The 12706-nt window shown below is 38.9% G+C and carries 11 protein-coding genes and 1 pseudogene; 3 read left to right on the top strand and 9 right to left on the bottom strand.

The annotated features are described in order from the left end of the window. Positions 1–49: 49 nt before the first annotated feature. The 6 genes from HHL20_RS01810 to HHL20_RS01790 all read right to left on the bottom strand — a co-directional run bounded on the left by HHL20_RS01810 (position 50) and on the right by HHL20_RS01790 (position 5941). Positions 50–976: a malate dehydrogenase gene (locus HHL20_RS01810; RefSeq protein ID WP_029294870.1), complete on the bottom strand. Its 927-nt coding sequence runs from the start codon at positions 974–976 to the stop codon at positions 50–52. A 186-nt stretch (positions 977–1162) separates the two neighbouring features. Then, positions 1163–1732: a biliverdin-producing heme oxygenase gene (locus tag HHL20_RS01805; RefSeq protein ID WP_317165922.1), complete on the bottom strand. Its 570-nt coding sequence runs from the start codon at positions 1730–1732 to the stop codon at positions 1163–1165. Positions 1733–1740: 8 nt separating this feature from the next. Beyond that, a complete protein-coding gene (locus tag HHL20_RS01800; RefSeq protein ID WP_169229485.1) occupies positions 1741–3933 on the bottom strand; it encodes an ATP-binding protein in 2193 nt (730 codons plus the stop codon). A 188-nt stretch (positions 3934–4121) separates the two neighbouring features. Beyond that, a complete protein-coding gene (locus HHL20_RS19490) occupies positions 4122–4325 on the bottom strand; it encodes a cyclase family protein (RefSeq protein WP_228463072.1) in 204 nt (67 codons plus the stop codon). A gap of 5 nt (positions 4326–4330) precedes the next feature. Next, positions 4331–4891: a cyclase family protein gene (locus tag HHL20_RS01795; protein ID WP_228463071.1), complete on the bottom strand. Its 561-nt coding sequence runs from the start codon at positions 4889–4891 to the stop codon at positions 4331–4333. Positions 4892–4927: 36 nt separating this feature from the next. After that, positions 4928–5941 (bottom strand): nucleoid-associated protein, encoded by a 1014-nt coding sequence (locus tag HHL20_RS01790; RefSeq protein ID WP_169229484.1) that lies wholly within the window; start codon positions 5939–5941, stop codon positions 4928–4930. 303 nt (positions 5942–6244) lie between these two features. On the opposite strand from HHL20_RS01790, the gene HHL20_RS01785 reads away from it, so the two are divergent. The 3 genes from HHL20_RS01785 to HHL20_RS01780 all read left to right on the top strand — a co-directional run bounded on the left by HHL20_RS01785 (position 6245) and on the right by HHL20_RS01780 (position 7251). After that, entirely contained in the window at positions 6245–6601 is a 357-nt protein-coding gene (locus HHL20_RS01785; protein WP_169229483.1) for a DUF7674 family protein, read from the top strand. 78 nt (positions 6602–6679) lie between these two features. Then, positions 6680–6811, top strand: coding sequence for a hypothetical protein (locus HHL20_RS19610; RefSeq protein ID WP_262888397.1), 132 nt, complete (start codon positions 6680–6682; stop codon positions 6809–6811). Positions 6812–6855: 44 nt separating this feature from the next. Continuing rightward, positions 6856–7251 (top strand): DUF7674 family protein, encoded by a 396-nt coding sequence (locus HHL20_RS01780; RefSeq protein ID WP_169229482.1) that lies wholly within the window; start codon positions 6856–6858, stop codon positions 7249–7251. Positions 7252–7360: 109 nt separating this feature from the next. Here the strand turns inward: HHL20_RS01780 and HHL20_RS01775 are convergent, their stop codons facing one another. From HHL20_RS01775 to HHL20_RS01765, 3 genes and pseudogenes are all read right to left on the bottom strand, one after another. After that, a complete protein-coding gene (locus HHL20_RS01775; RefSeq protein ID WP_169229481.1) occupies positions 7361–8236 on the bottom strand; it encodes a universal stress protein in 876 nt (291 codons plus the stop codon). Between the two features lie 251 nt (positions 8237–8487). Continuing rightward, positions 8488–10994: pseudogene (locus HHL20_RS01770) on the bottom strand (cation-translocating P-type ATPase). 170 nt (positions 10995–11164) lie between these two features. After that, the coding region (locus tag HHL20_RS01765) for a T9SS type A sorting domain-containing protein (protein ID WP_169229480.1) at positions 11165–12706 on the bottom strand (1542 nt) is incomplete at its 5' end.

The raw sequence follows: 12706 nt of genomic DNA, 5'->3' as shown, positions 1-12706 counted from the left end.
ATAAAAAAGCCTGAAATAATTTTCAGGCTTTTCTTTATGGTAAGTTTAATTAAAACTTCAAATCTCCATTCACCTCTCTCACTGCATTTGCAGCTTCAGCGAATTTCAATTGCTCTTCAGCGGTAAGCGTTACGTTTACGATTTTTTCCACACCGTTTGCTCCGATAATTGCAGGAACACCAAGGCAGATATCGTTTTGCCCATACTCACCTTCAAGCATTAATGAACAAGGGATCATTTTTTTCTGGTCACAAGCGATTGCCTGAACCATTACAGAAACAGCTGCACCTGGAGCGTACCAGGCAGAAGTTCCTAATAATTTTGTAAGTGTTGCACCACCCACTTTAGTTTCTTCGATTACATATTTCTGCTGTTCAGCATCAAGGAATTCGGTTACAGGAACCCCATTTCTTGTTGCTTTGCTCAATAAAGGAAGCATTCCCGTGTCACTGTGAGCAGCGATTACCATACCGTCTACATCAGAAATCGGAGCTTCTAAAGCTTCAGCCAATCTGTATTTGAATCTTGCAGAATCCAGCGCACCACCCATTCCGATGATTTTGTGCTTAGGAAGACCGGAAGTTTTGTGTACAAGGTAAGCCATTGTATCCATCGGGTTAGAAACCACGATGATGATTACCTCCGGAGAGTGTTTTACTAAATTTTCAGTAACTTCTTTCACAATTCCCGCATTGATACCGATCAGTTCTTCTCTCGTCATCCCCGGCTTTCTTGGAATACCTGAAGTAATAACGGCTACATGAGAACCTGCAGTTTTGCTGTAATCTCCTGTTGTTCCGGTAATTTTCGTATCGAATCCGTTAAGAGATGCCGTCTGCATCAAATCCATTGCCTTACCTTCAGCAAATCCTTCTTTAATGTCTACCAAAACCACTTCTGAACAGAAGTTCTTCATAGCGATGTATTCTGCACAGCTTGCTCCTACAGCGCCTGCACCTACTACAGTTACTTTCATAATATTTTTATATTTATTTATTGTTTTTAAAGATATTATGGAACTTTATCGTTTCATAATATAACTTTTAAATTTATTTGTTTAGTTTAAAATTGAAAACTCCCAAATTTAACAATTCCTGAAAAATTGAGCAATCTTTCAGGAATTAAATATCTTTAAAAATGTTATTTAGAATATAAAAGCTGCTTAATTGACATTTAGCAGGAAAGTATAGAGTTTTTTGGCTCCGGATAATACCTCATCATATTTGTTTTCATGAACTTCAGCATCCAGGGTTTCTTTGAAATTTTTCCACATCGCTCCCGTATTTTCATGGTAACATCCGAAAAAATTGAATGTAACATCATCAAAGCCTTCTGTCCTGGAAAGTTGTTTGGCAATGACATTCCCTCCTAAAGTAGAACCTTCGATCACATACATGGCTCCCAATGCTTCATGATGGCTGAGCAATTCCAGTTCATGACCGGCTGCTGTTTTTTCCAACAAAAGACTTTTAAGATCTTTTTCGATTAAAGGAAGCTTTTTCCTGTTGTTAAGCTGAAGTTTCTCTGAGTACCTATCAAGTTTGTGAAAGATTTTGTCTTCAGAATGCAGAAGCATAAGGTAATTGGTATGGATAATTTTTTTGTAATCTTCAAGAGTAAATGTTTTATTAAAGATTTTACCTGAGTTGAAGAGCTTTTCTGCAGCATCATGATACACTGCCGTATTTTGTTTAAGATATTCTGATACCGTCATAAGGATTTGATATTCCACTAAAATAATTAAGGTTTTTTAAAAGTTAGGATAAATGAAGTGCCTTCTGTGGAACTTTCGTAGTCTACATTTCCGCCAATTCTCTTCATGATTCTGTGCACAATTGATAGCCCTACTCCATTTCCTTTGAACTTTTTGGCATTATCCATTCTGTTGAAAATTTTAAACATTTTATGTTTATTTTCTACAGGAATACCGATTCCGTTGTCTGAAATTCTGTAGATGACCATATCTCCCTTCGCATTTCCTTCAATCTTCACTACCGGTTTATCCTGCTTGGAGGAATATTTGATCGCGTTGTTGATGATATTTAAAAACACCTGGTGCAGCATGGTTTTATCTGCAAGAACTGCCGGACATTCTTTGATGATGACTTCACTTGTCGGAGTACCGAAAGTAATTTTTGCATTTTCACAAATTTTCTCGATAGTCTGTGCCGTTTCAAGTCTTTCAAGCTGAATTTCGCTGTGCTTGGCACGGCTCAGCTGTAAAACGTCATGCATCATTTCCGCCATATTGTCTATCTCTTCGATAATGGAATTGATCTTATTGCGGCTTTTCTCAGACTCATCGATAAGAGTTTTCAGGAGCATCTGTGCATTCAGCTTCATTACCGTAAGCGGAGTTCCGAGGTCATGAGAAATGGTGTAGGAAAAACTGTCGAGTTCTTCATTCACCTTTTTAAGCTCGTCATTGAGCCTTTTAATTGTATTATAATCTTTGTGTAATGCTTCCAAAATAAGATCCCGAACTGCCTGAAGAGCCAAGATATTTCTGGAGTTCCATCTCCTGGAGTTCCCTTTAATATCTTCCGTAAATATTTTGAAAGAAGTTCTTGGTGAAACCATCATCTTCTCTTCTCCATGGTCATTTACCACTTCAACTTTTTTCTCCGGATTTCCTGCCCAGTTGATGTGCTCATCAAACTCTCTCCTGAACCAGATCAGGATATTGTTTTTGTTTCTTTCCATGAAATAGATGACAACACCTGCCGCCTTTTCATCCAGTCCCAGTTCTTTACCGTGGTCTTTCAGAAAACTTCTGCTGAGGTAAATATGATCCTCAATGTTTTCGTGGGCCCATTTCGTGATCTTTTCAATAGTAGCTGTATCGGGTGTACTTCCATCTGTTATGGTTTGTTCCTCCGCCACAACTGCAAGACCGTCGGCATCAAGAAAATTTCTAATCTCTGTTTTGTTTTCAGTCAAAGATTCAAGCAGGCTGTCATATTTTAAAAATTCGGCCTTTAAGCGTAAAGCATCTTCGTTAAGCTGAAGCCGGTAATTCAGTTCATTTTTGGCCTTGAAAGATGAAAAAGCATTGGACGCCAATGCCGTAAAGATTCCGGCCTGTACACGGTCTTCCAAATCAATATGTTTCGGTTCGGCGTTCTGGCAGGTTACCAGACCCCACAGATAATCATCAATGATAATGGAAACGCTGAAACTTGAAGAAGCCCCCGAATTTTTGATGTACTGCCCGTGAATAGGTGACATTCCGCGCGAAGTTGAATATGTAAGATCAATATTTTCAAGTGTTTTGCTTAGCAGGGGTACTGTTTCCGCATACACATTGCTGAAAATTCTTTTTCTTTTTTTAAGGTAAAGCTCTCTGGCCTGAATCGGGATATCCGACTCGGGATAATGAAGTCCCAGATAACTTTCCAGATTGTCATTGTTTTTCTCGGCAATTACTTTTCCGGAACCGTCCATCATGAACTTATAAATCATCATCCGGTCGTAATTCACGATTTTCGATAATATATTCAGAAGCTGATCCCAGATTTCCTGTTCGTTTTCTACGATGTAAAAATTATCATATTTATTAGAAATCTGCTTATGGGGATTTACCAGAACTTTTTCAAATTCGAGGAAAATATTGCCTTTATTTCTAAATGCGGATAGATGGTACTGTTCTTTTCCGATGAAGATTTTATCAAAAAAAGTTTCGTTATCCCTTCTTGTAAAGTTAGCTAGGGATTTAAAAATATCAGAGCTGATAATACTGCCGAAAACTTCCGGAAAATCCATAAGTTTCTTACCGAAAAGCTGCTCCAGGCTCTCGATATTAAATATATCCTCAATATTCTTGCTGAAAAAAGTGATGGAATGAGATTCTGCGTCAATGCCAATCAGATACCCAAAACTTTGTACGTAGCCCGGAATATGGATAGGCTCTTCATGACACTCTACAAAATTCATATTATACTTTGATCAATCAAATATAAAGAAAATTTTAAAGTTGTGGTATTTTTTCGGGGGAAACAAATACCACATAAAAGTTATTAAATTTTTGAAATAAAAAAATATTCGAAAATCAAAAAACTAAAAAAACTCTCTCTGATTTAATATAATCGATTTACTTATAGCCGTAAGGCTTTTTATTTAACTTATTTAAAAATAGCTACCACGCGCGCCGGTGCAGCAGATCCTCCGACAATTTTTAAGGGAAAAACACATACGTCAAATCCTGAAGGAGGCAGTGCAGCAAGGTTTGTGAGCTGCTCTATGTGGAGGTATTCTTTCTCAATTCCTACACGGTGTGCTTCCCAGAAATATTCCGGGTCATTGATTTCCTTGGCCTTTTTAGCCATAAATTTCAACGGCAGATCCCATCCCCACTGATCGATTCCATTACTTTTACTCCCTTATCAATCAGCCATTCTGTTGCTTCCCGGCTCATCCCGGTACCTTTATTGGGAAAATCGGGGGTGCCCATGAGTTTATCGCGGTCCGTTCTTATCAGGACAATATTTCCGGGTTTAATGGAAATGCCGTTTTTGTCCAGATCGTTTTTCAGGTCATCAATGGTAATAGCTACAAAATCTTCCTTATGGCTACAGTCGATTACGATCCCTTCTCCGTAACACCACTCCAGCGGGATCTGATCAATAGTTTTGGCAGGTTTGCCTTCTACGACCGGACCAAAATGCCACGGCGCATCGATGTGCGTTGTTGCATGAAGGCCCATGCCTGTGATTTTGTCGTCTGCCCAGCCCGTCCAGTTTTTTGGGAACAGCCTGGCCGGAAGTCCTAATGCCAGACGGATCAGCCAATGCGATTTTTTATGGGATTTGTGCTTTATTTTCACTTTCATAAACCACGGATCTCCTGCATTATACTGAATCGGTTTTGAAAGATCTACGATTTTAGCGTGCATAAAAATGTGGTTTATTGATTAATTTCCGGTTTAAAATTAAACTTCTTTTTCGAAGTACAGCATATAATACTTCCCTTTTTCATCTTCTCCCTGCGCCAATTTCTGGCGGTCGCCATGGATATAGATATGGAAGTTCTTATCTAATTTAATGATGCTTTTAAAATGCCTTTGGGTTTTCTTTACGGCCGTTTCATTAATCGGGAATTCTTCAGCAATATTGATCTGCATATCCTGCTCGTAATCGGTTTTAAAATTTACGAAGCTTTCAATAACATGCTCGTCCTGAAGCACTTCCTTATTAAAATCGTCAAGATTAAATTCTTCTTTTTCTTTGAAGAAATTGATTGATTTGTTCAGGAAATCTGCCTGGTCCGCTCTTGAGACTTCAAATTCCTGAGGCAGCTGTTTGGTGATGTAATCTTTGTATACCATCAGAGCTTCCTGAGTGTGAAAATATTCATCGTCTCGCTGCTTTACCTTCAGAAAATCTTCAAACCAGTAGTACATATCGCCATTTTTATTGTTGTCGACTACTGAAAGTACATACCCGGTTTCTTTATCGTTATTGTAAATCAGAGCTGCTTTATCTATTTTGGAGAGGCCGATTCCCTGATCTTTTTCGATTATGAAACTGTCATCCTGAGGAGAAATCTTAAGGAAAGATTCTCTTTTTTCCATTTTGAATATCCCGATTTTATCTACTTTCTCGGTGCCTTCCCTTTCGTCTTCAAAATAAACGATAAATAATTCTCCTCCCTGAACCCTTGGATTTTCGGCTGCTTCAAAGAGATGTTTGGCGATATTTTCCGCTTCCCAGAGAAATTTAGCCTTATCATCAAAAATTTCCGATACGGAACTGTACACCGGATTGTTTACCAGGTAAGAATCGCTGTAAAAATGGAATGTTTCTTCGGATTTGAAAGATCCCAGAAAATAATTTTCCAACAGCTCTGCCATTCCCTCATCCAGCTGCAGCTCTTCCTGAGAAAGCATTAATGATTCTCCGTTGATTTTATTTCCTACTCTGTGTACTACAATTTTTGAAAACATCTCCTGAATATTTTTGGACTGCAAAGATATTAATTATATCAGACAATCAACCGCTTTCATTCTGATAAATAGCGCATCAATATGAGATGGTTTTTTCTTTCTGAATTATTAAAGGCTTATAAATAAAATATTGATAACCAAAAATATAACCACCAACATCCCACACGGGAACAGAATTTGGCATTATGGTTGTGAATATTTACAGACAGACAATAGACTTAAAAACCTTAATAGATTAACAGGAATCAGAGGCAGAGGACTTAAGTGTATTAATTAAAACAACACAACCAAATCACTAATTATATGAACTATTTACAAGCTACCCAGGAAATATCTGTTGCAATTCCGGAAATATGCAACGATCTGCAGCAAACTAGAATACAGAATTCGTATCACATCATCGGCTTTTTAACTGATAAGGTGAAAACCATGATCCGCCAGAATAATACCACATGCTTATTTAAATGTCTCGGAAAAATGAATGAATTATACAGTGACGGTGATGAGATGATAAAGAATGCGATTGAAAATTCTTTTGTGTATTCACTGGACAGCTGCACCGCTTTTTCCGGTCAGGAATACCGTGATCTAATCTTCAGTCACCTTTCGCCGGCGCTTCAGGAAGTGTATGTACGTCAGATTTACAGTCATAATATCTGATTTATTACATTTTTAGGCTGTTTCGTTACAAACGAATCAAAAATCACTGAAAAACAATTTATTAAAAATCAAGTATTTATGAAATCAAAAATAAGAAGAATATCTGACTGGAAAACCTGCAAAACTACGATAAAAAGACATAATTTCGAGATTTTGGCAACTCATATTGCCGTGATTATCGGAGTATTTATTTTTGCAGCATGTCTGTAAACTTTGGTACAGTTTTCGCGTAAACAAAAACACTTAGATTAATTATGATGAATGCACAGATGCAAACTATTGATCAAAAAATAGCTGTTGAATATTTAAAGTTTTTTTACCCGCCATTGCGCACCGAAATCTCCCAGCTTTCCGGACAGGATAATTTCGCAGGCATTATTCAGGCCACTATCAATTATTTGAAAAGTCTTCTGCTGGAGGCAAAAATAAACATCATTTCCCACCACATGAAACTCATGCACCTGATTTACCGAAACGGCAATTCTTATGTAAGGGATATTATTGAAAATCTTTTTGTACGTTCTTTTGAAAGTTTTAAGAAACATGCTAAAATACATCATTGGAAGCTTCTTTATCAGTATATGCCGGTAAGTTTTCAGCAGATCTACGATGATCAGCGGAAACAGGATAAAATATTTTTCGGGAAATAAAAATTTCTCAAAAGATTCGGGCGGAACCAAAGGTTCCGCCCGAATCTTTTATAATAGTAAAGATCAATTAACTAAAAGCCAATTCAGGTTAAGCATACATTGATAAAGCTTAAAAGTTAAGGGCTCCGTTTTCAGGGATAATCATTAACGGAATTTCCATTTCCCCAGCCTGTCTTACGGCATGGCTGCTCGTGGTGAAGCTTTCAAAAAAACTTCGGTAGTGATGACCCATAATGAGCATATCAATATCTTTATTTTTAAGTATGTCAAGTCCATAATCGACATTCTCGCTGTAGATACAGTCATAACAGAATCTGCCGTTAAGGTCTTTTAGAAACGCTTCTTTTTCATGTTCATATTTTTGGTCCTGTACTACGTCATTATTGCTTTGGATAATATGGGTAATCAGAAGTTCAGCATCAAAATACGCGGCAAAATTCAACAATGCCTGAGCCGTTTTGATATCTTTCCTGTGAAGTTCTGTTGCAAAAGCAATCTTTCTGAGACCTTTATACTGATGTTTCTGAGGAATAAGAAGAAGAGGGTGTTTTGCATTTTTAATCATGGCAATGCTGGTGCTTCCAAAGAAAAAACGGGTCAGTGGCGCGGTACCATGCATTCCCATGACAATAAGCAGAGCATTCTGTTCTTCCGCCGTATCATTGACTACCTGAACAACATCCCGGCCTTCACATACGTAATGTATGCCCGGATGAAACGGAAAGGCTTCATCACCCCAAAGGAGTTTAGATTGATGTTCAAGCATTGTTCCCAGTTTTTTCAGCTGCCTGCTGTTTTCCTCCTGAAGGGCAGGATATTCGTACAGCGCCCATGCTGTCTGTCCCAACAAAGGACTTTCAATCGGTATTCCGAAAGCATGACAAAGGTGAAGATCAGATTTGAGTGCATTTGCAAGATGAAGAGCGTACAAAGCAGCATTTTTTGCAGGGTCGGAATAGTCTGTAGGCACAACAATTGTTCTCATGATATGATTATTTGTTAATTACATTGAGCACACTTCTCTATAAAAATATCAACCACAAAACCTGTAACGGGTACTTTTATTGATGAGAGCAGATGATTTTAAAATGATATCCTTATTTGCATAATCTTTCGATTACTATTTACCATCAATTTCATATATCAAATTTCTGCAATAAATATCAACAAGCCAAAGATTTACATCTGAAAATTATCATCTTTTAGTATTAAATTTTAACCAAACAAATATGGTGTTTAGAAATTATCAGACTTTCTTTTAAAAAGCTTATAGATTTCAAACCAGAGTACTGAAATTGCAGCTGTACCTATTGCCAAACCAAGTTCATGAATGGTAAGATCGGTCACCTTAAAAAACATGGAAACAGGATTTATATATAAAATAACGGCCAGCAGCACTAATACCAATACGGAAATTCCGGTAAGGAGTAAATTCCGGTTTTTAAAGCTTTCTATGAGGCTGTAATAGAAAGATCTGTTCACGAGGCTGAGCAGTATATTGGCAAAAATCAGGGTACTGAAAACAAGTGCGCGGGTTTTTATCTCATCATTCCCAAGATATACGGAATACTGATAGATCCATATTATCCGGCCATTATTACCAATCCCTGGATAATGCTTATGGCAAGTTCTTTCCAGTTCAGGAACGTGTCTGTAAGCTGTCTTGGCGGTTTTTTCATAGTATTTTTTTCCATTGGTTCATTTTCATAAACAATGGAACAGGTGGGTCCCATCACCAATTCGAGAAAGATAACGTGCACGGGAGTGAAGATATAAGGAAATGCCCATCCGAGGAACAGAGGAAGGGAAACGGTAAGTATGATCGGAATATGAATGGAAATGATATACTGAACTGCTTTTTTAATATTGGCATAAATTCTTCGTCCGGCGGCAATCCCGATGACCAGCTTTTCCAGGTCGTCATTCATTATCACCAATGCGGCGGCAGATTTTGCAATTTCCGTTCCTTTATTACCCATCGCTACACCAATGTGGGCAGCTTTTAAGGCAGGCCCGTCATTTACGCCATCTCCGAGCATCGCAACAATATGCCCTTGTTTTTTCAGTGCTGTGATCACTTTTAGTTTTGCTTCGGGGAACATCCTTGTAAATAGGGTTGTCTTTTCAGAAATTTTTATTAAATCTTCTTCTGGAACTTCTGCAATATCACTTCCATTGATTGCGGCAGTGCTGTTTCTTATTCCGGCCTGCAAGGCAATGGCCCGCGTTGTATCAGCATTATCTCCGGTGATGACTTTTACTTCTATGCCGGCGTCGTAAATGTGTTTGAGTACATTTTTTATTTCTTTTTTAGGAGGATCGTAAAACACGGTTAGTCCCAGGAAATCAAAGATAAAATCCTGCTGTCTGTCGGGAAAATCATTTCCCTCGAAGCGGGACATGGCTACTCCCAGTACCCTATATCCTTCTTCTCCGAATTTCTTAACCACTTTGCGCATTTTATCTTTTTCGGATTCTGAAAGGGTGGAAACGCTGATGATGGCTTCGGGAGCTCCTTTAGCGGCAACAATCCGTTCTTTGTTTTCATTTTCAAAAAGATGCGTCATCATCGGTGGTTTGCCTTCCAACGGGTATTCATGAAACAGTTTGTAGTTTTTTCTTTCATCAGTAAATTGGGTTTGCTCATAGGTTTTATGGAGTGTGATTTCCATGGGATCAAACGGGACAGGTTCGCTGCTCCACATGGCATAATTAATGAGCCGGCTTAATTTTTCCGAATTAAACCCGTCCTGATCGTACACTGTGTCTGACTGATAATCATACAAGTGTTTTAGCTGCATGGCATTTTCGGTAATTGTTCCTGTTTTATCCGTGCAGATTACCGTTACACTTCCCAGTGTTTCCACAATACTGCTGCGTTTGATAATAATGCCGCTCCGCATCAGCTTCCAGGCTCCCAGCGCCATGAAAGTCGTGAAAGCAACCGGAATTTCTTCAGGAAGTACAGACATAGCCAGGGTAAGGCCGTTCAGCAGGCTGCTGAGAAAATTTCCCGTTTTAATGAAACTGAAGATACAAACACCCAGAAAAATAATGATTCCAATGATCGCCATCCCTTTTACAAAGTTCCTGATCTGTATTTGCAGCGGTGATTCTTCTTCTTTAATATTGATGATAGACTGCCCTATTTTGCCTACTTTAGTTTCTTTACCAATGTGTTCTGCCCTATAGACTGCAAGACCGGAAATGGTAACCGTTCCGCTGTAGACTTCATTATCTTCCGAGCTGCCGTCTTTAAATACGGAGTAGCTTTCCCCGGTGAGCGAAGATTCATTGACCGAAAAATCATTGCTGTGCACTATTTTTCCGTCTGCATTAATCAGACTTCCTTCTTCAGTAATACATAAATCTCCCACAGCGATTTCAGAAGTAGGAATTTCTATAATGTTTGAATTTCTGATTACTTTACTTAAAGGTTCATTAAGCTTTTCCAGTTCTTTGAGTGCTTTCTTACTGCGGTTGTCCTGATAAAAAGAGACAGCTGTCACAGCAACAATAGCTGCAAACATAAACAGGGCTTCCCCATAATCACCTATCAGAATATAAATAAAAGAGACGCAGATCAATAAAATAAGCATCGGTTCCTTCAAAATACCAATAAGCAGATTGATCCATGTCTCCTTCCGAACATCTCCCAAAGTGTTGTATCCGTATTTTTTTCTGGAAATTTCAACTTCAGCTTCCGTAAGTCCTTTTAAGTTTTCAGGTATATTGTAAGTCATATCAAATGAATAGATGATTAAAGTTAGCAATTGTTTTTTGTACGGAGCAAGATTATTCACTGTTATATCGTAATCGTCAGTTATCTTTTGGAATTAAACTGTAAATAAAAACAGGGACCGTCTAAATTAGACAGTCCCTGTAATAAGATCTATTAAAAAAAGTTTTAAAATTATTTTTTAATGAACTTGAAAGTTTGCATACCATTATCTGTAAATACCTGAATCAGATACATACCCTGAGGCAATGCATGAACATCAATGCTTCTTTCTCCTGACTGCATTTTCTTTTCAGTTACTTTTCTACCATCGGCAGCAATAATTATAGCTCTGGTAATAACTTCTTGTCCGCTGAAATTCAAAATATCTCTTACCGGATTAGGATAAATCTGAAGCTGAGATTTTGATTTTGTATTATCAGCAACACTAAGTGTACTATTGATTGCCAATACTGCCAGAGAAGCCGTTGATTCACATGATCCTACTGTTTGCGTAGCATAGTAAGTAGTATTGTTTACCAAGGCTGTGCTTAGCGGCAGGCTGTTTACATGGTTCTGTGCATTTACAGATGAAGAATACCATTTAATATTCTGACCTGTTACTACTAAAGCACTCAATGTACTTCCCGGAGCAAAATTTTGAGGTGAAGTTCCTGTAGGAGCAGCTACCGGAGCTGATTGCGTAATAGTAAATGTTCTTGTTAACGTACATGCGTTAGTATCAGTAACAGTCACTGTATAAGTTCCGGCAGATAAGCCCGTAGCCGTTCCAGCGGTACCTCCTGATGGTGACCATGAATACGTATAAGGTGCTGTTCCTCCTGAAACGTTGATTGTTGCTACTCCTGTAGATCCGCCATTACATGCGATATTCGTTTGGGAAGTAGTAGCACTAAGAGCCGTTGGCTGCGTTACAGTTGCGTTAACTGTTGCAGTACATCCGTTAGCATCAGTAATGGTTACTGTATACGTTCCGGCTGCTAATCCTGTTCTGTCTTCTGTTGTGATTCCTCCACCCCAGTTGAATGTGTAAGGTGCTGTTCCTCCCGCTGGAGTTAAGTTGATAGCTCCGTTGGAAGCTCCGTTACAAGCTACGTTTGTTACTACTGTTGTTCCGCTTACTGCACTTGCTGGCTGCGTTACAGTTGCATTAACTGTACCTGTACATCCGTTAGCATCAGTAATGGTTACGGTATACGTTCCGGCCGCTAACCCTGTTCTGTCTTCTGTCGTGATTCCTCCACCCCAGTTGAATGTATAAGGTGCTGTTCCTCCGGCTGGAGTTAAGTTAATGGCTCCGTTGGAAGCTCCGTTACAGGCTACGTTTGTTACTACCGTTGTTCCGCTTACTGCACTGGCAGGCTGCGTTACAGTTGCATTAACTGTACCTGTACATCCGTTAGCATCAGTAATGGTTACGGTATACGTTCCGGCCGCTAAACCTGTTCTGTCTTCTGTTGTGATTCCTCCACCCCAGTTGAATGTGTAAGGTGCTGTTCCTCCGGCTGGAGTTAAGTTGATAGCTCCGTTGGAAGCTCCGTTACAGGCTACGTTTGTTACTACCGTTGTTCCGCTTACTGCACTTGCTGGCTGCGTTACAGTTGCATTAACTGTACCTGTACATCCGTTAGCATCAGTAATGGTTACGGTATACGTTCCGGCGGCTAATCCTGTTCTGTCTTCTGTCGTGATTCCTCCACCCCAGTTGAATGTATA

This window comes from Chryseobacterium cheonjiense, from assembly GCF_012927265.1.
Classification (GTDB): domain Bacteria; phylum Bacteroidota; class Bacteroidia; order Flavobacteriales; family Weeksellaceae; genus Chryseobacterium; species Chryseobacterium cheonjiense.
The sequence above is the reverse complement of the archived record's forward strand: the minus strand, read 5'-3'. Positions and strand labels throughout refer to the sequence as shown.